This window comes from Rhizobium binae (genome assembly GCF_017357225.1).
Classification (GTDB): Bacteria; Pseudomonadota; Alphaproteobacteria; order Rhizobiales; family Rhizobiaceae; genus Rhizobium; species Rhizobium binae.
Map to the genome: position 1 here is coordinate 162,709 of NZ_CP071609.1, position 23,265 is coordinate 185,973.

Sequence of the window (23,265 nt, forward strand, 5' to 3'; positions counted from 1 at the left end):
CGCCCCGAGTAGAGCCTCACGGGGCCAGCGCTCATTGCTGTACCTCACGTTGAAGCAGTGACGGCGGGAGGGAGCGCTGGGCACCGGGCGGCACGTTGTTCATGCTGATGGGAGGCACCGATCGCCTATGTCGCTCTCTGACGACACTGCTGCAAAGCCCCCGATACGACCTCTCTTTTGGGCTGGTCTGGCGCCGGACCGGCCATGGCCTGCAACGGCTCCGCCGACCTTCTTCCCCTGACCGCAAGCGGCCATTCCTCGCGAGCCAACAAGCTCGGCTGCCGCCGTCCTTCGCTCACGCTGCGGTCCTGCAGATGCGTCCCGACCAATCCGTCGCCTCTCGACCGCCATCGAGGCCGCATCGGGCGGCTTCGAACAACCTCAGGAGATCAAGACAATGGCCCAGATTGGCACCTTCACCCGCGACGAAACCGGCGCCTACACCGGTACCATCAAGACCCTCACCCTCAACGTCAAGGCATCCATCAAACCCTGCGACCGCGACAACGATCGCGCTCCTGACTTCCGCGTCACAGCAACGGGTGTCGAGTTCGGAGCCGGCTGGAGCCGCACCGCCCGCGAAACGGGCGCCGAATACCTCTCGCTCAAGCTCGACGATCCGTCCTTCACGGCGCCCGTCTACGCCTCCCTCGTCCAGGGCGACAAGGGCGAGCACAAGCTCATATGGTCCCGCTGACCAGCTCATCGGCGCTCCGCTCAAAGCGGGGCGCCCTCATTCAATCACATAGCCCAGCGCGCGATAACCCACTCGTCGCTTTGCGGCCATCCGGGCCAGCACCGGAACGGTGCTGTCGACATAATCGACGACCAAGACGTCCCGCTTGCCATCATGCTGACGATGCAGACGTCCGACATACTGGGCCAAAGTGCCTTTCCAGGCGATCGGCATGGTTAGGAACAACGTGTCGAGCCGTGGGTCATCGAAGCCTTCCCCGATATAGCGTCCTATCGCAAGTATCAGGCGCTCATCATCGTCTGCGACATTCAACGCCGTGTTGGCTTGCTTGCGATCCTTCGCCGACATGCCACCGCGCAGCACCACCAGATTTTTCACGAACGGTGAGAACTTCTGCTGGAGATAATCGAGGTGATCCTTCCGCTCCGTCAGCAGGATGGGCGAACGTCTGGCCTCAAGGGATTTCAGCACGTCATCGAATATCAGATCGTTTCTGCCTTCGTCCTGCGCAAGGGCTGCATAGATCGCTGGCATTGACGGGCGCTCGGCCGAGGCGAGCGACGCTGGCAACTCAAACTTCGTCGAACGGTCGCGGACACGGTGGCGAATACCACGCTCGGCAGCTTGAACTCTTGCATCGACCCGATGGCGAACGGGGCCGCATTGCATGAAGATGATGGGATGATGTCCGTCTTTTCGTGCGACCGTCGCTGATGGGCCGACGACATATCGCGCCTTGGATCTACGAGCGACAAGCTCAAAGCTTGCAGCGGACAGATGGTGGCATTCGTCGACAATCAGATGACCGTAGTTGCCGACGATGTCATCGACCTCGCCATTGCGAACCAGGCTTTGGATCAGCGCAACATCGATGATCCCTGTCGGCTTCCTTTTCCCGCCACCGATGATGCCGATCTGCTTTGGGTCGATGCTCAGGAAGGAACTCAGACGCTCTACCCATTGGGTGAGAAGCTCCCTTCGGTGAACAAGAACCAGCGTATTGCGGCTTCGATGTGCTGTGAGTGCGGCTGCGACAACCGTCTTGCCGAAGGCGGTCGTGGCGGCGAGCACGCCGTTATCGTTGGCGACAAGAGCATCAAAGGCCCGCAATTGTGGCTGGCGAAGCACCCCTTGGAAGGAGACGCCGGTGGGTAGAACCTCTCCATCTTCGCGCAGATCCTCCAAAATGGCGGTCGCGCCATGGCTCCTGATCAGCTCTACAGTTTCGTCGAAGCAGCCTCGTGGCAGCGCTACATGGCGTGGGTGAAGCTCGGCACAGGAAATGATCCGAGGCTTGCCAAATATCGGCAATCGCATTGCTTGCGCGCGATAGAATTCCGGGTTCTGGAATGCTGCCAGGCGCACGAACTGCGCAATCAGCGCGGAAGGAAGCTCGGTTCTATCGATGTAAACCTGGTCGGCGATTACAACCTTGATGCTTTGGGGGATCGCAGTCTCAATTCGCCGCGGCTCGCTACGGCGTGACGGCAACATCTTCCACGGTTCATCGGCATGTTCGTCATCGACCGGCATCCGGACGCCCAAGACCCGTCCCGCCAATTCGGCTTCATAGGCAATCCTGAAGACTTCTTCCGCCGATAACCTGGGCAAAGACGACAGGTACGCCCACTGGTCATCGTAAGGTCGTAAGTCGCCATCGACAAAAATGCTGTTGCCATTTTCACGGGCTTTCCTTTGCAGGGGAAGCGCGATCAGATTGCCGAAGCCGCCAAGTGGCATCGTGTCCTGATTGGGAAAGAAACGGTCATAAGACGTGAAGCCGATCTCAGGGCGGCTCTCCATCGTCTCTGTTATCAGCGCGGCAGCCAGTTGACGGGCGATCCTGGCCGGAATGGGCTCGGCGAAGAATATCCAGACATGGCCTCCGTTTCCCGACCTCGAGCGTTCGAGGGCTGCGGCAATACCTTTTGCACGACACGTTGCCAGCAAAGCTCTGGAATCATCCGCCCAGCTTTCCTTGTCGAAGTCAGCAGCAAGGAACCAGCATGTTTCGTCTTGCAGCAGTGGATATACGCCGGCAACAAAGTCGCTTGAGCGAACATCGCCGCCACGGAGGTGCTTTTCGATGATATCTTCGGAATATGCGATGAAAGCCTGATGCGGGCAGTCCCCGCATTTCACCTTCGGCTTGCCGCAGATTCCTTTCGCCCACTCATTAGAACAGGCCGGTGAATAGCCGGAGCGTCCGTCCTTCTTGTTGTTCCAGCGAACCGGGAAGACGTCGGGACGGCCGGCAAACAGCTGCCGGAACAACCCCACTTTTTCCATCGACGGCGAGCTGTTGGTCACAGGAGCGTCGGCGAAGACCGGCTTCTCTGCGCGGGCCTTGCTATCGGAAATCAGCTGCTGCTCAAACGCCTTCAGCTCACGTTCAAGCACCATCCGCTCGTCATTCAGATCGGCTAACCGCCGTCGAATGCGAGCAATGTTCTCCCAAGCATCATTCTTTTCCGCCAACTTCGCAGCTTTCGCCTAAATGACCGTGGGTATCAGCATAGGCCAAAGGCGTCCCTATTTTAAGACGCACTATCCATCACAGCCTCCGGGATTATGCAAAGCAGAATCCGCCGAAATCAACGGCAAATCCGGCCTTCAGCGACCGACACTCTGCATAAGCACGTTCTCAGCATAATCAACGGCTCCCGCTGCGTAGATTCGGAAGTGCGGGCCCTTGTCGGAGGGGTTTTCGACGCGAATGATGCGAGCCTTGACGTTGAGGTTGAGTGTCTTGATGGTGCCGTTGAAGCCGTTTTCGGTGGAGGTGAAGGTGCCGATAGTTGCCATTGCCATAGTCCTTTTGCTGTTTCGGGCCGCGCCCATCGCGGCCTCGATGGCAGTCGCAAAGACCGGGGACGATCGGACCGCACCCATGGGCCGGAATGCAATGGAGGGCGGCCGGGAGCAGCTTTGTTGCTTCGCGAGGAATGGCGGCAAAGCCGACAGGGGAAGAAAGTTGCGACGGCCGTTGCGGGAAAACGACCGAGGCGAAGCCGGTCTCCGGTCAGACATGCCTCATCGAGCCCGCGAAAGGGAGCGCCGGTGACAGGGGCAAAGGAGGTTGGCAATGGCGACGGCGCGCGATCGCTCCCATTACCAAAACGGACGCGCGGTCAGCCCACGCTCAAGTCCGTCACGTTGCTGACCTGATGCGTCGTTTCCCGGCACTGAGCCCGGTTGCCTCCGCGGTCGCGTCGGATATCGTTGCACCGCGATTCGCCTGGGGGATTCATGCGCAAACAGACAAAGCCGTTCATCGTTGAGATCAAACCGTCACGCAAGCCGAACACGGAAGACGTCGATCTGGGGGAAGGTAGACCTGAGGACCGGCACCAACCGGGCCGCCACGCCTGAACGGGAAGGTGAACCAGCCGCCCTCGATGAGAGCGGCCGGCCCTGATTGATACGAGCGGCTCTCAAGCGGCCTCTCGTGCCCGACCGTCCGCCGGCTGAAGCTCGTGCAGATAGTTGACTGCGCGCTGTGCATGCGCGGCCGCGGCGAAGATGAACCGCTTCTCGTTCTTGAGAATTTCGAGCCAGGATGCAAGGTAACTGGCGTGATCGGGCCTCGGTTCGAGCTCCGGGACGATGCCGAGATCGGCGGCCAAAAAGCAACCGCCGAGATCGGCGATCAGCTCTTCGTGCGCTCTCGAAGCGCGATCCTTGTGATAGCGGGAAAGATCACGATCGAGGCGCTTTTCCGAGCCTGACCAATGGGTTAGCTCATGTCCGAGGGTCGCAGTAACTCGGCGCGTCGCGGAAACTTTCGAACGGCGGCATTTGTACGATATCGAGACCCGGATTGAAATAGGCTTGGTTGCCGCCGTGGCGGATGACCGCGCCGGTATTGGCAAAGAAGGTGTCTGCATGGGCGATCCGCTCCACCGGATCGGTCGCTGGCGCCGGATCGAGGTAGTATTGCTCGGGAAGCCCGTCGATCTGGTCCGCGGAGAATACGGTATACGCCTTGAGGAACGGAATTCCGCGTTCCACTTCCTCACCATGGGCGTCGGTTTCCGTGCGCGTGAAGCGACTGGCATAGACGACGGTTGCGCCAGTCTCGCCCTTGCGGACATGCCCGCCAAGCTCGATGCTCTGCTTGAAGGTCATCCAGATCGGCGAGACGAAGCCTCGCGAGACCGCTTCCGACCAGAGAAGCAGGGTGTTGATTCCCTGATAGGGGAGACCATTGTGGCGCAACGGCCGCGTGATGCGACCTCCCGTGTTCGCCGCATTCCATGGCTTGACCCACGGGCGGACGCCCTTTTCCAGATCCGCGACAATGCGGTCGGTGATTTTCGCGTAGATGTCGACGCGGGTCTTGTTCTCTTTGCTGCTCATGTCCTGACCTCCATCTGGAGCCGCGCCCATCGCGGCCGTGACGCGGGGTCTGGAGCCGGGGCGACGGCCAAGCGAGCGCACCGAAGGCCGGAACGTCAGTGGAGGACGGCAAAGCCGTTGCGGCTCGCTTGCGGCCCCGGCAAGACCGACAACCGCGGCGGCCGCAATGGGCGCCGTTTTGCCTCTTCTTCTTTTCCTTGCTTTCTCGCACCCAGGCGTTCGGCGCCGACATGGAAAAAGGGCGCCCGGGAGAGGCGACCTCTGTCGTGAGAAACTGGCGAGGCCGAAGCCTCGCCGGACTATGCTCTCAGTCGAATGCCGACATCTGCGCGACGGCTGCCTTGCGATCGAGGGATTGACCGGGATTGTCGACCGGACGGTCGAAGGGCTTCCAGGTTTCGCCGACGATCTCTTTGTAGGCAGCCACGGCGCCTTCGGCGGCCATGCGGAGCGCGTGGGCCTGCACACCCATGTCGGCGGCGAATTCGCGCTTGCGCTGCGCGGCACTGTCGTAACCGACGGGACCGTCGAGATCTTCGTCACGGGCATCATTGGCGGCCTTGGCGGTGGCATCGCGCGCCTCGGTGACGGCCTTGCTGTAGAACTGGCCGGCGCCGTGGGCGGAGCCGACGAAGGCGCCGACGATCCGCTGCAGGTGGATCTGCATCGCCCGTTCGCCAAGACCTTCACTGAGTGCATCCGCCGTCTCGGAAATCAGGCGCTCATGGAGATCGCGGATCCCGTCGCTGTCGACGATTGCGGTCCCAAAACTCTCGGCGATCTTCAGCGCCTGGGCGCTGTCGGGGCAGGTGAGCCGGACCATTTCGAGGGTGGCGCCCTTGCGCAGTTGCACGACGCGAGCGGATTGGCGAGGAGTTGCGGGCTTGGCCATTTTTCTTCCTTTCAACATCCGAAGCGGTTCCGGCCCGTGCCGGCTTGCCCTTCGGTGCGGTCGACCCGAACCGGCGGAAGACGGGCGCTTCAGGGTCCGGGCCTGACCGGACAAGCGGAGCCGATCTGCGGGCAAGCAGGGCATAGCCCTCGCGTAGTCCCGCGGATCTGCTTTGCGAAGGACGGCGGGATCCGGCCGCCCCGCGGCGCGATAGCGGCCTTGAAGCGAACGGCCGCCGGTTCAGACCGCAGCACAACCGAAGGGGAAGCCAGCACGGCTCCGGTCAACCAGACTGTTGAGAGGAAATGGCCGCGAGCATCGCTACTTCTTGTCGTGCCCGCCGTTCGACCGACGCTTTGCTTGTGGGCCCCCGTCCGGCGATCCAGCCCTGGGCAGGCGATAGGATTGCAGCCAGGAGGGTCCGTGAGAGTTGCGCAGGCGACGGAGCGTGCCGGCATCGTCATGCGGCGCCTCCCCCATCCAGACGCGATTGAGGATGTTTTTCCAGCGCCGGCCGTGCTCTGCCGCATAAGCCTGTAGAGCCTGCTCTTCCTCCGCACTAAGCGGCGGCAGTTTTGCCGGTTTGGCCCGCGGCGCGTTGCTCGGCCTCGCCGACACCGCCTCCCGTTCGGCGATCAGCCTGTTGAGCTCCGCCACGCCCGCCTTCAGGCATTCGACCCCACCGAGATGATGAAACCTGATCCAGAATGCGGTGCGCTCCTCCGGCGAGCTGCCGATGCCGGCCCTGCGTTCGAGTTCGCCGATCGTGCTCATGTCCGTTCACCTCCTGGTGCGGCGCCAAGGCTCGCCTGATCCGCGGATGGACCCCGCCGCGCCAGGAGAGCGGCGATTGCCGCATCCTGCCGGGCAAGTTTGCGGGTGAGCGCATCGACCTCGGGCTGACGCTCGGCGGTGAGCGCCGCGAGATTAGCGCGATAGCGCTCAAGGAAAGCGCCCGGTTGCGGCGCCTTTCCACGGTGGAACCCCGCCTGACGCCGGCCGATGAGCGGAATGAGCGCAGTCATTTTCCGCGTGATCTGCCGGTCGATCAGGTCGAGTTGGTGCTGCGTCTGCCGGCGGGCTGCTTCCATGCGCACGAGCTGCGCGGCGTATATCGCGGAAGACATCACACCGTCCTCCCGCGCCAGCCGACGAAGCTTGAGGGACCGGCATAGGCGGCATGTGTCGCTTCATCGATGACGAAGCCGAAGCGACCGACGGCGTAGTCGGCGCTCGGTACCAGAAACCGCCGCTCGGTTACCTTGTCGCCGCGCTGGCACCAAGGGTCGCGATCACCTCGGTCATATCAACGTGGTGGTCGGAACGGATCGCCGAAATCACCACCCAGTCGCAGGCATGGGCCCGCGCAAAGGCGCGGGCGTCCTTCTCGCGGGATTGGCCGGGCTCAAGCGAGCGGCCGAACATCGTTTCCCACGCGTCCGGCCAGCTGTCGCGGACTGTTTGGTCCGCGATCCGCAGTTCGTAACGCGTAAAGAGGTCCGGGAAGGCGAGGGCAACGATCGCCCAGGCGGCGTCTTCTTCATAGAACCCATCGTGAGCTCTGAGCAGTGGATGGATTGCAGCGTTGCGCTCGGAGGAGAGCCTGAAACCGCCATGACCTGCCGTGGTGTGCGAGACGACCCCCTCTGCATAAATGGTGGCGCCCTGTGATGGTCCCCATGGAGTGTTGCAGTTCAAGCGCACTGTCTGGCGGCTGAGTGCCTGGAGGTCGTGGCGATGTTCTGCCTGCTCGGCCATGCGCGCGCGGAAAGCCGCTTCGTCCTCGATAGAGCCATGGTACGAATAGAAGTCGTCGCGTCTGAACTCGGCAAACGGCCGCGACACGCGCCAGGCGCTGGCAAGCAGATGCCCGCCTCGGGATGGAAGCATGGCGAAGACCAGGTCGCCGACGCGCGCAACGGCCGTGCCGTCGGCGCCATGGCCGAATTCGACCCCCGAGATGTCGTCGGCGGAGGATTCGCAGGGCTGGGAGAGGGGCATGTTCATGGGGCAGTCCTCCCTTGGTCGGCGGCCGCTTCGTCGGCTCCGACCTCCTCGAGCACAGCGCTCGGATAGCGATGAGCCTTGAGCCAGATCTCGGCTGCTTGGCGATTTTCCGCGAGATGGAGCAGCTCGCGCGCGTCGCCGGGGCGGTCGAAGATGCGGACGGATCCAGCCGCAGGACGCGCGATGACCTTGAAGGTGAGATCGGAATCGAGCCCGAAGGTCCGGCGGATGGTGACGAGGATGGTGGTTCTGCCGACAATGTCGCCCTCATGAAGGGTGAAGGAGCCGGGCGCGGTATAATTGCCGAGCTTGCGCGGCCCTTCCTTGCGGATCAAACGGCCCTGGCTGTTGCGGGTCTCCCAGGCGGCGAGCTTATTGCGGAAGCGTTCTGGAGGGCGGGGTGTGCCGTCCGACCAGGAGACGAGCGAGCCGATCGGGGCGAGATCGAAGATGAGTGACGCAGACATTCGGACCTCCGTTGGTTCTGCGGTGCGCGAAAACGAAAGCGCCGCCGGGTGTGCCGGCGGCGTTGTTCATTCGGAATGAGAAGGGTGGCGGCTACTCCGCTGCGATGCCGTAGGCTGAATGCTCCTCGGCAAAGTCGTCGGAGACGTCTTCCTGGAGATCGTTCTCACGGGCATGCTGCTCGTCAGGGCCATGTTCATTGGAGGCATTTGCGTCTTCGGTGTCATTCGCGCCGATCGGCGCATCGCCGGCACTTCCAGCGTTCCCATCAGCGCTAGCGTCACCCGAGACCGCATCATCGGCCTGCCGCATCAGATCGGCGATCTCCTGCGGGTCGGGCGCGAACAGTGCGGAGTGATGGACGAAGCTCGCATCGGCCTTGAAATGCTCGACGAGGGCCGAGCGCGTCTCACGCACCCGTGGCCGCGGCTGGATACCGACCTCCCTGGCCGCCGCTTCGAGTGCCTGACGCGACAGGCAGGCGAGGAAGTCTTCGGCGCCCATGTTCGGCAGGAAGTCATTCGCGCCGACCGCTTCGCCGGCAATGCGCGAAACGACACCGCTGTTCGACATGCCGCGACGGCAGGACAGCACGTCAATCAGCGTGGCGCGGGTAGCGACCCGTACCGTCTCCATGTCGAAGGAAAAGCGGCCATCATCGGTGAACAGGCGCGCCGCATGCCGCTTGAAGCGCTTCGGCCCGAACACATGATCATTGGCGCCGGAGTCAACGCGGACGTTCTGGCCGGCGAAGGCAAGAACGAGCAGCGCCATCAGCATGTCATCCTCGACCGGCGCACGGGCCAGCGCCTCGTGCAGCGCGTCGGTGCGGAAGTCGCCGATCATGTCATGGCCCTTCTGAGTGACCTCAGGCCGCGGCTTGGAGCCGGTTGTATCCTCCTCGATCTCGGAAGAACCAGGGGCGACCGAGCCGGTCTTTCCAGCAGCAGGCTTTGGGTCCGGCATACGGTAATGCACGGTCTGAACCTTGCCCTCGCGATCGATATACATGCCGGTGTGATCACCCTTGCCGGGCTTGCCGTAGACGCGTTCGGCCTTCTTCGGCAGTTCCGGCTGGCCCCAGTTGTTGACCTCGACGACCGCGCCCTTCTTCGGCAGATTGTTTGTCATCCATTCCTGCTGCGCGCCGAGAAAGGCTTCGACATTGGTGGTGTAGCGATTGTCCTGATCGGCTGGACCAAACAGGTCGTCGGCCCATTCGATCCCATAGGCCTCGCGAAGACCCTCGCTGAAGCTCGCATCGCGGGCATACATGCGGGTTTTCGACAGGCCGTTGGCGATCTGCCACCAGGCGGCCGTATCGCCCTTCTTCGGCTTATGCGCCTTCCAGACTTCCTTCTGCTCCTCGAGCGATGCGGCGGCGATCGTCCTGAGCTGCTGCTCGTTCGGCATGTCGCCCCTTGCCATCTGGTCGAGCATGGCGGGAAACACATTGGCGAGAAGACGAAGCTTGCGGATCTGGCGGACGGGCAGCGCAAGCGCGACGGCGATCGCTTCTTCGGTCCAGCCGAGTGCCACGAGACGCTCGATGCCGCGCCACTGGTCGACGGGGTTGAGAGGTTCAAACGCGACATTGGCGATCATCGAGCGCATCGCGCCATTGTCGTTTGCGGCGTCGGTCACGAGAACCTCGATCTCCTCAAGGCCTGCGGCAATCGCCTGGCGCACACGGCGGTGGCCGGCCTGGATGACGAAGCCGTTGCCGCCGTCGGTCTCGGGCGAGACGACAGGGGGCTGGATGATGCCGACAGATTTGACCGTCGCCAGCAACAACGCGTCGGCCTGCGGGGAAGATTTCGAGCGGCGGGCGCCATCGGGATTGTCCTTCAGCGCGCGGGGATCGAGTTTCAGGATATGCATGGGAAAGCTCCGTTTGTCCGGGTTGCGGGAGACGGCTAGCTGCCGCTCCTTGCCTGTCTTCATTCCTTCGAAGACACCCCTCCGACCGCGGAGCGGGCTGGCCGATGCAACTGCGCGCGAGCAGCCCTGCCGTGAAGTCCCAAGCGGGGCTTTTGAGCCCTGCGCGGGCGAGTGGCTGGGATGCGGAGCGGGCGATTGAGCGTCAGCGTCGGCGGACTGCCCGCTCTGCGAACGGTATTTCTCTTCTTCCTTCCTTCATTTCTGCCCATTCACTTCCCGTAACGCGGTAATCGCTTTTCTGGTGGGCGGCGGAACGCGCGCAAGAATTTCGCGAAACGGGCTTGAACGTTTCATCCGACCGATGGCAAACAAGCGCGGATTGATTGAAACGTCGCCGCCCTGGCATGCGCATGAGTTGTGCGGCCGCCGGCGACCCTTGGAGAGCGAGGAAGCAAGATTGTCCAAGCAAGACGATCACAAAGGGCAGCAGGCGAGGAGACATCAGTCCAAGCCGGGTTCACCCCGTACCGTTGGGTTTGAGCTGCCATTCATGACCATGTCGATGAATCAGATCCTGGCCAATCCCGTGGAAGGGGAGACGCCGTCAGCCCACCTCAAGCAAATTGGCCTGATGACAGTGATCGGCTGCCTGACGAGAGATAATCCGGTGATCACGATTACCCGCCTGACCGAAATCACCGGCCTCACCCGTAGCGCCGTGGCCGAAATGATCGGCCCGCTCGTTGAGCGCGGCCTTCTCGTAGAGGAAATGGGGAAAAATGCGATGGGACGCGGCATGGCGCGGCAATTTCTCGCCAGCCTTCATGCAGACGCTCGGGCGCATCATGGGTGATCCGATCCGACATGAAAAATGAAAGCGCGCAGCGGAGACGCTTGCCTGGACCTGTGGAATGAACCTGCAGTGCAACGTTCTGGCTTACAGACAAGGCCAGGACCTGGTCGCCAGCCCAGGTGAAAGCGATCCGCTTCCGGCGGCGACATTCTCCACACAACTGCGCCTTCACGCTGAGCCGGAGGGCATCGCCGGAACAAAAAAATGGGCCAGCGGAGACCGCGGCCCATAAGGTGTGAAGGTAATTTAAACCTCCAGAGGGGAACAGCTGATACAGCGGCACTGGGAGGAGAAGCCGCCATGTGCATCAGCTGCACGCATGATGCCTTTATTTTGATCAGACCGGAATCACTTTTTGTGCAATGCAGCTATGCGTATGCTGCTGCGCAAACAAAATTGGCAGGTCAGGCAGGGGGCGTGCGCTGGCGGCCGACGCTATTCGGCCGGCAGCACATAGCGCAGAATGTGGATGTCATCTTCAGTCATAGTCACCTCGAGCACCTGATTGACCAGGTCGTCATCCGCCTGAAGCTCTTGCATCGCTTCTTCGAATAGCTCGATTTGCATCGCCAGGTCCATCGTCGAAGGGCCGTTCAGGCATATAAGCCCTGCATGGATCGCGACATCCGCGTATTGCCCTTTCGACCCCGGGGCGGCCTCAGGTCCCCGGAAATCCACTGAGTTCTTCGTGACGAAGGTCCAGTCGCCATCGATGATGAGCGGCTTGAGCTCCCAGTCTTTCCAACCGCTCTTGCCGAGCCAGACGATATGGGTCGACTGGACATAGCCCGCCGCCTGCGCGATCTGAACCAGCCGCGGGCTGAGGCATTCGTCGATGAGCAGTTTCATGCGGGCCGCCTGCGTCTGGCGACACGGCGGTCCCTGACGATCCGGGCGCCGGCGGGCAGTTCCGGCGCAGGCTTGGGCCGGCCACGAAGCGGATTGGCTTCGGCATAGACCTTTGCAAGACCGATGCGCCGTTCATCAAGGGCGGGAAACGCCTCCAGGATCTCATCGACGGAATGGCCGGCCGCAAGGGAAGCGGCAACATCGTAGACCGGAATTCTCGTTCCACGGACAACGGGCGTGCCGCCCAGTATGTCCGGCGAGGACGTCACCATGTCCCGAGCGGCCTCAAGATCGGCGAGGTTCTCAACCGTCCTCCTGAAAAACGGCGCCAGATCGATCGTCAGAAAATCGTGGTGCAACGTCCAGTCCTTCGCAATCAATGACTCCAGCGCCAGTGTCTTCCATTCGCTGAGGCGGGGCTCGGCCCATCGGATGGCATTGATACGCTCTTCCGAGGTCAGGCGTGCGGCGCTCTCATAGTAGAAGGAAATGAGTGAGCAAGCGGTGACCCAGATCCTTCGGCCGTTTTCGGCCGAAGAGAACGTCGCGGGGAGAATTCCTTCGTCAATCACTCGGTTGACGTCGCGCAGCGTCACGCGCGCGACGACAGCCGCCTCCGCAGTCTTCAGCATCTCACTTGAGATCATGACACGCTCCTAATTCTTCCGATGGATCGGAATATATATCTTACAGGCGGGAAATTCAACCCTCGCCGTCTAACCCGGCGTGGCCCAGCATGCACTCGAAGCAAGGAGAGGGGCGAGCGCTCCTACGCCGGCGCCGCCGCCCGAAAGCGCGCCGCACACTCTGTTCGACCACTCCCCGGTGGGAGAGCGGCGGCTCTTGTAACAGCCTCTGGCGGGCTGCCAGCCGCGATGCGCGAATGCGTGGCATGTCAGGCGACCTTGTGTTCGTCGCCGCGATCGACATCGTCGGCGAGCGCCTTTTCCAGCGCGCCGAGCAGCCGGCGTTTTTCCGCTAGCTCACCCTCGAACGGGAACTCGCCACCCTCACCGCGTGACCGGTAGGAGGCAAGACGGCGCTCGGCGTCGGCAAGCCGCTGACGATAGCGATCGCGCTCTTCCTCGAAGCCACCGAGTGCGTGTTCCAGACGGGAAATCGCCCCGAGCGGCGTCAGCGTCACCGGTAGCTCGATCTCCTGGTCAGCACCGGTGCGCCGGAGCATGGTCGTGTAGCGATAACCGTCCACGCCGAAGCGCTGGCCGTGATAATCCAGAGTGAAGCCGCCGATCGAGGCGATGACGGTTTCGGCTTCGTGCTGAAGCTGGACGAGGTTAGAATCTCCTTCATCAGCGCCCGGCCCGCCTGCTTGCGATCATCGAGTCGCTGGGTCCCAACGGTCATGGAGAAGGCGTTGCCGGCGGTTGGTTGAAGTCGCGCCAGGTCCTCACCGATCTCGGCGATGCGGCGAGACGCATAATCAATGTCGTGCTCGGCGTCACGGATTTGCCGGCGAACGGCATGCTGGTCGTCAATGTGCGCGGCGCGCAGACGCTCCAGCCGGGCAATATCGGCCTCCAGACCCGCCTTCTGCATCAGGCGCTGGTCGCCCGACGCAATCGCTTTCGCCATGGCGAACTGGTTGGCTTGCCCCTCGCCGAGGTCTTCGAGACGCCGGATCGAGGTATCGCCGGAAAGCGCCGCGGCGATAAACCGGGCCTTGCGCTCGTTGTTCTGCCACATCGTCGCGTCGAGCGAGCCCTCGGTGGCATAGGCAAAGATGTCGATCTCCTCGTGCTGGTTGCCCTGTCTGACGATGCGACCCTCGCGCTGCTCGATCTGGGAGGGCAGCCAAGGGACGTCGAGATGATGCAGTGCCTTCAGTCGCAGCTGCGCGTTGACGCCGGTGCCCATGGTCTCCGAACTGCCGATCAGAAACCGGACCTTGCCGGCCCGGACATCGCCGAACAGCCGCTGCTTGGCCTCGCTCTTCTTGTAGTCCTGCATGAAGGCGATTTCCGAGGCCGGCACACCCATGCGCACGAGCTCGTCCCTGATCCAGCGATAGGCGGAAAAGCCCCGGCTCTTCTCGACGCTAATGGTGCCGAGATCGGAAAAGATCATCTGCGCTGCGCCCTGCAGGTCGTAAGCTTTGCCGTCGGAACGGAGATAGCTGTTTCCTGCCGTGTCTCTCCAGATGCGCAAGGCATTTGCCACCAGATTATTGAGCTTGTTATCAGGCTCATTGTCATTGTCGGGATCGACGAGGCGCAGATCGATCGCCGCATGCCGGCCGTCAGTGATCACCGAAAGCAGGATGTCGTCGCCCGGCTCAGGCGGCCGATCACGTTCCTCGATCGCCTTGATGCGGGCGTCGAGAATTGTTTGATAGCGCTTGAAGGCCTCGGTCGGCTTCGAGGTGACGATCTGGCGCTTGCCGGTCGAGAGATCAGGCACTTTGACGTACTGGCGCAAATCCTCGGGCATCACGACATCCGCGAAAGAACGGAACATCGCGATCAATTCCGGCACGTTCACAAAGCTGGCGAAGCGCGAGACCGGCTTATATTTGCCGGATGGCTGGAGTTCGAGCTCGGTGGTCGTGTCGCCGAAAGTCGAGGCCCAGGCGTCGAACTCATGCAATCCCCGCTGCATCAGGGCTGATTGATCCATCAGCCGCTGGACGGTGAACATCTCGCCGAGCGTGTTGGTGATCGGCGTGCCCGATGCCAGCACCAGCGCCCGGCCGGGGTTCTTGGTCTCGATGAAGCGGGATTTGACGTAAAGGTCCCAGGCGCGCTGCGAGCCGTTCGGATCGACCCCCTTCAGGGTCGACATGTTGGTGGCGAACGAGAGCTTTCTGAACTCCTGCGCCTCGTCGACGATGATCTGGTCGACGCCGATCTCGGCGATGGTCAGCAGGTCGTCCTTGCGGGTGGAGAGGGCCTCAAGCCGCTCTTTCAACCCCTCCTTCAGCCGCTCGAGGCGCTTGCGCGAGACCCGGTCATCGCTTTCGACCTTGGTGAGCAGCGTCTCGTAGAGTTCGAGCTCGTCATGGATCATCTGTTGCTCGAAGGCGGAGGGTATGCCGATGAAGCGGAAGGCCGAATGGGTGATGATGATCGCATCCCAGTTGGCGGTCGCTGCCCGCGACAGGAAACGATGACGCTTTTCTTTGGTGAAGTTGCTTTCGTCGGCGACGAGGATGCGGGCGTTCGGATAAAGCGCCAGGTATTCACGGGCCATCTGAGCCAGGCAATGGCCGGGGACGACAAGCATCGCCTTGGCGATCAGGCCCAGCCGGCGTTGCTCCATGATCGCCGCTGCCATAGTCATCGTCTTGCCGGCGCCAACGGCATGCGCAAGATAAGTCGATCCGGAGGCGATGATGCGCCAGATGCCGCGCTTCTGGTGCGGGTAAAGCGAGAAGGCTGCCGAGGCGCCGGGAAGTTTCAGATGCGAGCCATCGAATGCTCTGGGCGCGATGTTGTTGAAGCGGTCGTTATAGACCCGCACCAAGCGGTCGGTGCGGTCGGGATCGGACCAGATCCAGGTCTGGAAGGCCGTCTTGATTTTCTGCAGCTTCTCCTTCGCCGCCTCGGTATCGACGACATTCAGGACGCGACGCTCGCTGCCGTCGGCATCCCTGAACGTGTCGAAGATCTGCGGAATGCGTGAGTTGAGCGCATCGGCGATGAGTTCGCCGGCATGACGGCGATCCGTGCCCCATTCCGATGTGCCCGCGGCGAGGTATCCGAGCTGCCGGGCCTCGACCGTCCAGGAGGCCAATTCCGGCATATGATGAATGCGGATTTCGGCGCCCATGGTCTCGGCCACGAAGGCAACAATGTCATCGGCGGGGATCCAGGGCGCGCCGAGTCGGCCGGTGATGTCGGAGGGGCTGAGGTCGGCGGGCTGCACGGCAACGAGCGCCGTGACATTGGGCTCAAAGCCCGGATCGAGTGCTGCGGCGTCTTCGGCGGCCTTTAGCTTGTCGCGGACGTGGCCCGAAAGATAAGCGTCGGCCATCTGCCAGGCGCCGGTTTCCGGATCGCGGAAGATGGCGCTGCCGAGTTCGACGACGACATCGTCCGGGCTACGGTGGAGCAGTTCGGCGATATGGTCGATATCGACATGGCCGCGCTCGTTGAGGACGACGGCGAGCGCGTCGCCAGCATTCGTGATGACCGCGGCGGCTGGCGGTGAGATCACGCGCTCGCGGAAGATCGGGCCGGGACGCGCTGTGTCGGTTTCGAGATCATAGTCTTCGATCGAGGCGACGAGCCAGCAATCCGGATCATCGAGGAAGGGCTGCAGATTCGGACGCCGATGGTTTTCGCGGGCCTCGCCGGTTTCAGTGTCCTCCGAGATCGAAACGAGGGTGTGGTTGATTGGGCCGAACTCGCGGACAAAGCTCGACCAGGCGATGCGCAGCCGGACCTGGGCGTCCTTCCAGGGTCGATCGAGTTCCTGAGCTTTGAGAACCGCGCGAACGGCGTCGCGGATCGGGATCAGCTTGGCGATGATGCGGGCATGCTTTTCCGGTATGCCGGCGCTGCTGCGACCCTGACGCAGTTTTACCGGGACGGCCTCACCGTCGATGACCTGCGTGAGGCCGTGAGACTTGTCGAAGACGAAACTGCCCTCCCGGACATGGGAGCTGGAGGAGAGATCGCCGCCATCGTGATCAGATGCCTCGTCACTGTCGAAATCGACGACCGTCGGCTCGCCGTCATAGATCGCCTGCGGGAGGCGCGTGATGGCGGCCGACAGCGCGGAGGCGAGATTCCCATTGCCCTGCGGCAGGCACGTATAAGTCTCGCCGAAAGGACCGGAAGTGAGCGCATGGGTGCCGAGCACGAAATCCGGATGACGGGCGAACCAGCGGTTCGCACGGATCGGTCCCTCGTCGCCGGTGGCGGGCCGCACCTCGTCGATATCGAGCCAGGAAAGGTCACCCTCCGGTTCTCCGGTCTTCCGTTTGCGGAAAAACAAAATATCAACGACGACATCGGTGCCTGCGTCGGCACGGAAGCTGCCCTCAGGCAGGCGGATGGCGGTGATCAGATCGGCCGTTCTGGCAATGTGTTCACGTGCCGTCGCGTCGGCCTTGTCCATCGTGCCAACGCTCGTGACGAAGGCGGCGAGCGCACCCGGCTTCAAGAGGTCGATTGCGCGCACAATGAAATAATCATGCAGCCGCAAGCCGAGCGACCGATAGGTGCGGTCGGATTTGACGGTTCGATCGGAGAAGGGCGGGTTGCCGATTGCCAGGTCGAAGCTCGCCGGCAGTTCGGTCCGGGCGAAATCCCCGGTGATGACCCGCGCCTTCGGCTGCAACAGCCGGGCAATCCTGGCCGTGACGGCATCGAGCTCGATGCCGGTGACATGGCTGGCGTCGCGCAACCCTTCAGGCATGAGCGCTGGAAAGAGGCCCGTGCCCATGCCAGGCTCAAGCACACGGCCGCCGCGCCAGCCGAGCCGGGCGAGGCCGGCCCAGATTGCCCGGACGATTAACTCCGGTGTGAAATGCGCATATTGGGTGCAGCGAGCGAGCGAAGCGTATTCCCCCGCGCTGACGACGTCTTCGAGCGCCGATCCGATCGCCTCCCAGCCGTCGCGGAAATCGACCATGCCGGGGCGGCGGAACACGCCATTGGCCAGTTCCGATGCGCCAAAGCCGGTGAAGCGAATGAGCCGCTCCTGTTCCTCGCGCGTGGCAGGGCGGTCTTCCGCCTCGATCTTGCTCACCAAGGCGATCGCGTCGATGTTGTCGCGGGCGCGCTCTTTCCACCCACGGGAGAGGCGACGTTCACCGTCGAGATGGAAGTTCGCCGGGTCTTGTTTCGCTCCCGCGCATGCCGGCTTCGAGCTTGCGGGAAGGGCGGAGGCCGGTGCTGGTGGCGGCGGCTCGGGATCGTCGTCATTGGCGGCCGGCCGGATGCTATGGGAAACGCTCAAGCCGAGACCAAAGCCGGCCGACAGCGCACTGCCGCCGATGAGATCGAGTGTAAAGGCATCATTGCTCATCGAAAAATTCCTTGAGATGCAGATCGCCGTCCCGTCACGGGCGCGCGACTGGCGAGATGGAGAGAGAGGGGGCGGGTGGCCGCGGAGCTGCCAGGCGGCGGCTCAGGCTGCGATCGGAGAGGGAAGGTGGCGCAGATGCACCGGCAGCTTGCCCGCGATCTCGTCGTCGGAGAGTTGATCCAGGCACTTCTTGATCGAGTCGCGTGTGCCATTGAAGAGCGCGAGCACGCGGCGGCCCCGGAAGGTTGGCGGCCAATCCTCGCCGGCATAACCGCGATAGGCGTCGGCCGTTATGCTCCAGATATGTTCGAGACGTTCGTCGCGGCTCATCGCCCGCTGAGGCTTCGTCTCGCGCTCGATGATGGCGCGGCGCATTTCCTCTGCCGCTCGATGATCGGAGAGATCGCAGTAGCCGTGGAAATAGCGAATGCGGCCGCCGATCCTGAGCGCGAAGAACACTGACGTCACGGAGCCGGTCAGATATTCGCGCATGGCGAACATCGCGCCCCGGATCCAGAGCGGCGGCAGGATCTCGAACATATAGTCGTGTTCGGCTTCGCCGATCTCGAACCATTCGCCGGCATAAAGTGGTGCGGCGTCCTCGTCCCAGCGGTTCGGGCGCTGCGCGTGTCGGTCGAACATGCCGAACATCTCACGGCGCGTGGCGACGCCCTCGAAGACTTTGCGGATTTTGTTGGTAACGGGCATTTGCGGCTCCTGCGTTGCTATCGTTCGACTGAAGCGCAACCGAGATCCTCACGACCTCGCCATCGTCTTCAGTCCTTCTTGACAGCTCCCGGGCCGCCGCGACCCCGCATCGGCGGGTCAAGGGCCGGCTTTGCCGGGCGAAGCTTCACCCTTGACGCGCCGCTCGGGCTTGCGGCACGTCTCTTCTCTGTCCCTTCTTCCCGCTTTCTCGTTTTGACGAAGTTTCAGGAAGTCATTCCAGTCGTCTGCGGGCGGCCGCAGGCGCAGCCACTGGCAGCCGAGCTCTTCCGCCAGACTGCGAAGACGGTCGGCATAGGCTTCGCCTTGCGGGTTGGCATCCGTCGCCGCGACAATCTGGCCAGCAGGGAGCAAAGCAAGGTCGCGCAGGGCAACCTCGGTTGCCGGCGACCAGCCGCCGCCGGTGCTGAGATAAAGCGTGCCCTCCCGCGTGCCCTCGAGAGCGGCAAGGCTCATCGCGTCGATCGCCGCCTCCGTCACGCAGAGCCGCCGGGCCGGGGTAGAGCCGAAACGGAACAGGACCTTAGTGCCGCCGGTTGCAAAGCCGCGCCAATCGGCGCCGCGCTCCTCCCATCCGGTCACAATGCCGGCGGTGTCAGTATGCGCGGCCCACATGCTGCCATAGGGTCCTTCGCGCAGCACACCGTGCCTGGCTGCTTGTCCGATGATCGACGCAGGCAAAAGGCGGCGAGTGCGAAGGTATCGCCATGCGCCCGAACCGGGTGAGGGCGCCCTGCGAGAGAGCCAGCGTTCGGATACCGAGGCGACCGCCTCCCCAGTTTTCGGCGCCTTACGCCATTCTGCATCCGACGACTGAAAACCGACAAGGGCCGCGATCCGCTCGAGACCTTCGCTGAAGGCGACGCCATCGAGGTGAGAGACGAGCGAAAAAACATCGCCCTTGCTGTCGCCGAGGGGATCGAACCAGCCACGGCCCTCATGTGTCACGATGATGATCTCGGCGCCGCGGCGAAATTTTATCGCGCGACGCGTGCTCTCCTTCCGATCCAGTGTGAAGCCTGAAGTCTCCAGGACTGCCTCGCAACCAACCTTCTGGCGCAGATCCTCTATCTCTTCTCTCGTCATTCTCATTCCGGCCGCTCGGCGGCCGGCCTCCTGCTCTTTATCTCCCGCTCTTTGCGGGGCCGATCTCAGACGGCCGCGAAGAGCAAAGGCTGCAAGGGCGTGGGCTGGCAATTGTCGGATTCACAGGGGTCGCCGTCCCGTCCACGGCAAAGCCTCCCTTGCGGCCGCCGGCTCGCAAGCGGCAGCCGTCAGGCAAAAGGCGGCTCAATGGGCCGCCCAGGGAAAGAACTCATGCACCACTTCGAGGTCGTCGCTGGCGTCGATCTCGTCCGAAGGCAGCACGCCGTATTCGCCGTCGACTTCGAAGACGGTGACCGGGACCATGAGGTCGCGGGAAAGCTGGAAGGCATGTGACTGCGCGAGGGAAAGGTCGTGGGACATCTCAAGAGGCTCCTTCGGAGCGGGCCAATCCCGCTCGATGGCTCCTCAGAAGGCCCGGAGGCGGGCGCGATCACCGCGAAGGCGAAGACGAAGCGGCCGCAGCTTCGCTAGCGGACCCTTTACGGGTTGATCGTGGAAGATCCGCAGCCGGGCCAGGACGCCATCAATAGAGAGCGGGATTGGGCTGCTTCGATGAGCCTGATTAAAGGGCCTGGCGTACCATCGCGCTGCTCACAGGGCAGCTGGCGCCGCCACCTCTTGTGGCACCTTTCGACGGTTTGGCAGTACACGAGAGACAAGTCGCTCGCGCTGACCGACGGCCGTCAGTGAGATCGAGCGCCCGTGGTCAGGACATGGCCTGCGCTAGTTACCGGAGGAGGACGCCCGGGTGGGCTGTCAGTGATGCGGGAAACCCATAGTCGTTGTCGATGACCTCGCTGTTGACCTTCATATCAAGGGCGCCGTCCGGGCGGCGGAAGACCTCATAGCTTATCCGGTCGATGATCTCGTTTTCCGGACCGAAGACGAGGACACGCGGTTTCAGGCTGATGATGTCGTCTACCTCGCAGAAGACGCTTCCCGCGATGATGATCTCGTCGCCCTGTTGGCAGGTGCGGGCTGCGGCGCCATTCAGGATGCAGCATCGAGAGCCCGCCCCGCCATAGAGCACATAGGTGCTGATCCTGGCACCCGACATCTTGTTCCAGATCTCGACATATTCCAGCGGCTTCAGGCCGACGGCCCTGCAGAAATCCGCATCGATCGTGATTGAACCGTGATAGTTCAGCTTGGCATCCGTCACCCGGATCCCGTGGAGCTTGGCACTGACGTATTTTTCCAAATCCAATTCCTTCTTGCCTCAGTACCGGCCGGCAATGCGAGGAAGGGATAGCCGGTCTATCAAATCAAAAGACCACATTCAACTGCAGCGCCGATAAGTCCAGAGCTGTGCCGGCGGGATATTGCGAACGACGAAGTCGTAATGTGAAACGACGTAACGATCCGGCATCTTGACCACCGGCGAGAGCGGACCATAGGTAATCTGGATGACCGGCCGGCCCGGTGGAATGCGAGCAAGCAAGTCCTCAATCAAGAGGACGCGCAAATTCATTGGAAAGTTCAGCAGAGGCACGGCGCTGACGACACAATCGAACTGTTCGCTTCGGCGGTCGCCCAGCACCTGGTTCAGCTGAAAAGCATCACCCAATCGAAAATCTACGCCGGGAAAGCGCTGTATCAGGCTGTTGTAGAAATCCTTGGAATATTCGACGGAGACCAAGCGGCTCGGCGCGATGCCGCGGGCTAGGATGGCTTTGGTGATCACGCCTGTGCCGGCGCCGAGTTCCAGCACCGGCAATCCGGACCCGGGATTGATCACACTTGCCATGCGCCGGGCAGTATGAATTGACGTCGGGATGACGGCGCCGACACCCTTCTTGTCCTTTTGCCAGCCCTTGAAGAACTGCACCTCTTCCTCGAACCTCTTGGCGAGGCGCTCCTTCATGCGGAAAACCATGTTTTCTCCCTTTGACGCTCAATATGCCGATGTACTGTGGGAACCGTTCAGCAGAACGGTTCGAAAGTCGCGCGCGATGGCGTCAGCTTGATTGCGGGTCATCGGTCAGACCCAGGATCCCCGTCTTTCGCAGCGCGTCCTCGATTGTCTCAACGCCGAGCGCGGCGAGCGCGCTGGCGAGGCACTGCTCGATCTCAGCAACGGTTCTTGCCTCAAGCCGAGCGATGACTTCGATGTCCCGTCCGTGGGCGAGCCAGCGCAGGCACGATTTTTCCAACGGTGAAAGCATCTTGGTGCCCTTTCGTATCGGCGCGAGAAATCAATTGGTTAGATGCGATATCCAGCGCGGCTGTTTCCACGAGGCCCGGGGGCCGTCCGCACGTCGGAATCAAGAAAAGTCGAAATCTGATGGGTTGGAGGACGACCTGGCTACGCATTGAATATCGCCGCCCGGCGCCGCTTCCATGCCGCGAGCACCTCTGCTTCCTTCGCCGGCGTCAACTTCAAACGCGGATTTGCTTTGCGTTCGGGGCGTACCGCGTCGGAGTGCCACCAGGACAACGTATCGCGTATGGTGTCAGCAAGGGAACGATGAGTGAGGCCCCGCTCGAGCGCCTTGTCGAAATTGATACTTGCGAAGCCAAGGTTGTCACCGCTCAGGGGCATCCAGGGCACGGCCTCATCTATGCCGTGACTCTTGAGGAAATCGTAGTCATCGATCCAGGTGAGATGCACGGGGTTGGAGCCGCTGACCGCTGCCTGAACTCCGGCGAGGAATTCGACCATCGTCATAGGAGTGCGAGGCCCTGCGACGTTGTATATGCCCGTCGCCGCCTCTTCTACCATCCGGATCATCCATTCGGTCAGGTCGCGGACGTCGACATATTGCACCGGGTCCATCATCCGTCCCGGTGCTAGAATCTCGCCGCCCCGCTCAAAACGGAGTGGCCAATAGGGGAACCGGTACGTGCTGTCCCCCGGTCCGACGATATAGTGTGGCCTCACGATGCAGGTCTTTTGTGGAAACGCTTTCTCCGCCTCGATTTCCGAGAGCGCCTTACGCACACCAAAACTGCTGCATGCTTTTCCCGCGTCCTCCACCAAGGTCGGCTTTATCGATTCATCGATACGGCTCGTGAGATAAGGAAAATAAACGCCGGTCGACGAGACGTACATGTATAGCTCTGCACGGTCCTTCAGCAATTCCGCCGATAGGCGGACCCAAGCCGGACTGGTGGCGGAATTGTCGATAACTGCGTCCCAGGATCCGCTTTTAAGCGAGTCGAGCTGCCCCTCCCTTTCCCCGCGCAGGTGTCGCACGGAGGTCGGAAGGGCCGCATGCTGTCGCCCGCGGTTGAAGACGGTGACAATGTGTCCCCGCTCGGCCGCGTACCGTACCTGGTGGGGTCCGAGAAAGTCGGTCCCGCCAAGGATGAGGATATGGAGCGGGCGACGCGGCCCGTTCGACCGCGAAGCTGGCGTTATCAGGGGGCAGGACGACTCCAGATCGGATGCTGTCATTTCCTCTCCGTCTCTTGACGAATGCGTGGCGTTTATGCTGC

At 62.3% G+C, this 23,265-nt stretch carries 17 protein-coding genes and 4 pseudogenes; 2 read left to right on the forward strand and 19 right to left on the reverse strand.

Annotation, left to right across the window (positions count from 1 at the left end):
• Window positions 1–397 precede the first annotated feature (397 nt).
• Window positions 398–697, forward strand: a complete 300-nt coding sequence (locus J2J99_RS31420; protein WP_128409065.1) for a DUF736 domain-containing protein — start codon at window positions 398–400, stop codon at window positions 695–697.
• Window positions 698–733: 36 nt separating this feature from the next.
• On the opposite strand, the gene J2J99_RS31425 is transcribed toward J2J99_RS31420, so the two are convergent.
• The 9 genes and pseudogenes from J2J99_RS31425 to J2J99_RS31465 all read right to left on the reverse strand — a co-directional run bounded on the left by J2J99_RS31425 (window position 734) and on the right by J2J99_RS31465 (window position 10,301).
• A complete protein-coding gene (locus J2J99_RS31425; RefSeq protein WP_425526074.1) occupies window positions 734–3,100 on the reverse strand; it encodes a TOTE conflict system archaeo-eukaryotic primase domain-containing protein in 2,367 nt (788 codons plus the stop codon).
• Between the two features lie 249 nt (window positions 3,101–3,349).
• A pseudogene (locus J2J99_RS31430) lies at window positions 3,350–3,502 on the reverse strand (DUF736 family protein); the annotation flags it as partial.
• A gap of 629 nt (window positions 3,503–4,131) precedes the next feature.
• Window positions 4,132–5,056: pseudogene (locus J2J99_RS31435) on the reverse strand (ArdC family protein).
• A gap of 307 nt (window positions 5,057–5,363) precedes the next feature.
• Entirely contained in the window at window positions 5,364–5,948 is a 585-nt protein-coding gene (locus J2J99_RS31440) for a hypothetical protein (protein WP_168297148.1), read from the reverse strand.
• A 321-nt stretch (window positions 5,949–6,269) separates the two neighbouring features.
• Complete coding sequence (locus J2J99_RS31445; protein WP_246638574.1) at window positions 6,270–6,722, reverse strand: hypothetical protein; 453 nt, start codon at window positions 6,720–6,722, stop codon at window positions 6,270–6,272.
• Window positions 6,719–7,075, reverse strand: a complete 357-nt coding sequence (locus tag J2J99_RS31450) for a hypothetical protein (protein WP_246638573.1) — start codon at window positions 7,073–7,075, stop codon at window positions 6,719–6,721. The genes J2J99_RS31445 and J2J99_RS31450 overlap by 4 nt, the downstream gene beginning before the upstream one ends.
• Window positions 7,075–7,955, reverse strand: a pseudogene (locus J2J99_RS31455) (DUF7007 domain-containing protein). Before J2J99_RS31455 ends, J2J99_RS31450 begins: the two are co-directional and overlap by 1 nt.
• On the reverse strand, window positions 7,952–8,422 hold the full coding sequence (locus J2J99_RS31460; RefSeq protein WP_168297149.1) for a hypothetical protein: 471 nt from the start codon (window positions 8,420–8,422) through the stop codon (window positions 7,952–7,954). Before J2J99_RS31460 ends, J2J99_RS31455 begins: the two are co-directional and overlap by 4 nt.
• 91 nt (window positions 8,423–8,513) lie before the next feature.
• Window positions 8,514–10,301 carry a ParB N-terminal domain-containing protein gene (locus tag J2J99_RS31465; protein ID WP_168297150.1) on the reverse strand — a complete coding sequence of 596 codons (1,788 nt, stop codon included), beginning with the start codon at window positions 10,299–10,301 and terminating at the stop codon, window positions 8,514–8,516.
• Between the two features lie 457 nt (window positions 10,302–10,758).
• Between J2J99_RS31465 and J2J99_RS31470 the strand changes: the two genes are divergently transcribed.
• Window positions 10,759–11,154: a helix-turn-helix domain-containing protein gene (locus J2J99_RS31470; protein ID WP_246638572.1), complete on the forward strand. Its 396-nt coding sequence runs from the start codon at window positions 10,759–10,761 to the stop codon at window positions 11,152–11,154.
• A 435-nt stretch (window positions 11,155–11,589) separates the two neighbouring features.
• On the opposite strand, the gene J2J99_RS31475 is transcribed toward J2J99_RS31470, so the two are convergent.
• The 10 genes and pseudogenes from J2J99_RS31475 to J2J99_RS31520 all read right to left on the reverse strand — a co-directional run bounded on the left by J2J99_RS31475 (window position 11,590) and on the right by J2J99_RS31520 (window position 23,224).
• Window positions 11,590–12,003 (reverse strand): DUF5615 family PIN-like protein, encoded by a 414-nt coding sequence (locus tag J2J99_RS31475; protein WP_168297151.1) that lies wholly within the window; start codon window positions 12,001–12,003, stop codon window positions 11,590–11,592.
• Entirely contained in the window at window positions 12,000–12,650 is a 651-nt protein-coding gene (locus J2J99_RS31480) for a DUF433 domain-containing protein (RefSeq protein ID WP_168297152.1), read from the reverse strand. Before J2J99_RS31480 ends, J2J99_RS31475 begins: the two co-directional genes overlap by 4 nt.
• Window positions 12,651–12,898: 248 nt before the next feature.
• Window positions 12,899–17,994 (reverse strand): annotated as a pseudogene (locus J2J99_RS31485) (DEAD/DEAH box helicase family protein).
• Between the two features lie 102 nt (window positions 17,995–18,096).
• A complete protein-coding gene (locus tag J2J99_RS31490) occupies window positions 18,097–18,702 on the reverse strand; it encodes a DUF1419 domain-containing protein (RefSeq protein WP_168297153.1) in 606 nt (201 codons plus the stop codon).
• Window positions 18,703–18,819: 117 nt separating this feature from the next.
• Window positions 18,820–19,806 carry a DUF3991 and toprim domain-containing protein gene (locus J2J99_RS31495; protein WP_168297154.1) on the reverse strand — a complete coding sequence of 329 codons (987 nt, stop codon included), beginning with the start codon at window positions 19,804–19,806 and terminating at the stop codon, window positions 18,820–18,822.
• A 204-nt stretch (window positions 19,807–20,010) separates the two neighbouring features.
• A complete protein-coding gene (locus J2J99_RS31500; RefSeq protein WP_168297155.1) occupies window positions 20,011–20,187 on the reverse strand; it encodes a hypothetical protein in 177 nt (58 codons plus the stop codon).
• 367 nt (window positions 20,188–20,554) lie between these two features.
• Window positions 20,555–21,028 carry an aspartate 1-decarboxylase gene (panD, locus tag J2J99_RS31505; protein ID WP_168297156.1) on the reverse strand — a complete coding sequence of 158 codons (474 nt, stop codon included), beginning with the start codon at window positions 21,026–21,028 and terminating at the stop codon, window positions 20,555–20,557.
• Between the two features lie 78 nt (window positions 21,029–21,106).
• Window positions 21,107–21,703, reverse strand: coding sequence for a phospholipid N-methyltransferase PmtA (pmtA, locus tag J2J99_RS31510; RefSeq protein ID WP_168297157.1), 597 nt, complete (start codon window positions 21,701–21,703; stop codon window positions 21,107–21,109).
• An 82-nt stretch (window positions 21,704–21,785) separates the two neighbouring features.
• Window positions 21,786–21,992 (reverse strand): helix-turn-helix domain-containing protein, encoded by a 207-nt coding sequence (locus J2J99_RS31515; RefSeq protein ID WP_168297158.1) that lies wholly within the window; start codon window positions 21,990–21,992, stop codon window positions 21,786–21,788.
• 140 nt (window positions 21,993–22,132) lie between these two features.
• Window positions 22,133–23,224 (reverse strand): NAD-dependent epimerase/dehydratase family protein, encoded by a 1,092-nt coding sequence (locus J2J99_RS31520; RefSeq protein ID WP_168297159.1) that lies wholly within the window; start codon window positions 23,222–23,224, stop codon window positions 22,133–22,135.
• Window positions 23,225–23,265 lie beyond the last annotated feature (41 nt).

Excerpts from the sequence above, each read along its gene's own strand:
- J2J99_RS31420 (WP_128409065.1), top strand. The coding sequence starts at position 398 with ATGGCCCAGATTGGCACCTTCACCCGCGACGAAACCGGCGCCTACACC.
- J2J99_RS31425 (WP_425526074.1), bottom strand. The coding sequence starts at position 3,100 with ATGGTGCTTGAACGTGAGCTGAAGGCGTTTGAGCAGCAGCTGATTTCC.
- J2J99_RS31440 (WP_168297148.1), bottom strand. The coding sequence starts at position 5,948 with ATGGCCAAGCCCGCAACTCCTCGCCAATCCGCTCGCGTCGTGCAACTG.
- J2J99_RS31445 (WP_246638574.1), bottom strand. The coding sequence starts at position 6,722 with ATGAGCACGATCGGCGAACTCGAACGCAGGGCCGGCATCGGCAGCTCG.
- J2J99_RS31450 (WP_246638573.1), bottom strand. The coding sequence starts at position 7,075 with ATGTCTTCCGCGATATACGCCGCGCAGCTCGTGCGCATGGAAGCAGCC.
- J2J99_RS31460 (WP_168297149.1), bottom strand. The coding sequence starts at position 8,422 with ATGTCTGCGTCACTCATCTTCGATCTCGCCCCGATCGGCTCGCTCGTC.
- J2J99_RS31465 (WP_168297150.1), bottom strand. The coding sequence starts at position 10,301 with ATGCATATCCTGAAACTCGATCCCCGCGCGCTGAAGGACAATCCCGAT.
- J2J99_RS31475 (WP_168297151.1), bottom strand. The coding sequence starts at position 12,003 with ATGAAACTGCTCATCGACGAATGCCTCAGCCCGCGGCTGGTTCAGATC.
- J2J99_RS31480 (WP_168297152.1), bottom strand. The coding sequence starts at position 12,650 with ATGATCTCAAGTGAGATGCTGAAGACTGCGGAGGCGGCTGTCGTCGCG.
- J2J99_RS31490 (WP_168297153.1), bottom strand. The coding sequence starts at position 18,702 with ATGCCCGTTACCAACAAAATCCGCAAAGTCTTCGAGGGCGTCGCCACG.
- J2J99_RS31495 (WP_168297154.1), bottom strand. The coding sequence starts at position 19,806 with ATGACGAGAGAAGAGATAGAGGATCTGCGCCAGAAGGTTGGTTGCGAG.
- J2J99_RS31500 (WP_168297155.1), bottom strand. The coding sequence starts at position 20,187 with ATGTCCCACGACCTTTCCCTCGCGCAGTCACATGCCTTCCAGCTTTCC.
- pmtA (WP_168297157.1), bottom strand. The coding sequence starts at position 21,703 with ATGGTTTTCCGCATGAAGGAGCGCCTCGCCAAGAGGTTCGAGGAAGAG.
- J2J99_RS31515 (WP_168297158.1), bottom strand. The coding sequence starts at position 21,992 with ATGCTTTCACCGTTGGAAAAATCGTGCCTGCGCTGGCTCGCCCACGGA.
- J2J99_RS31520 (WP_168297159.1), bottom strand. The coding sequence starts at position 23,224 with ATGACAGCATCCGATCTGGAGTCGTCCTGCCCCCTGATAACGCCAGCT.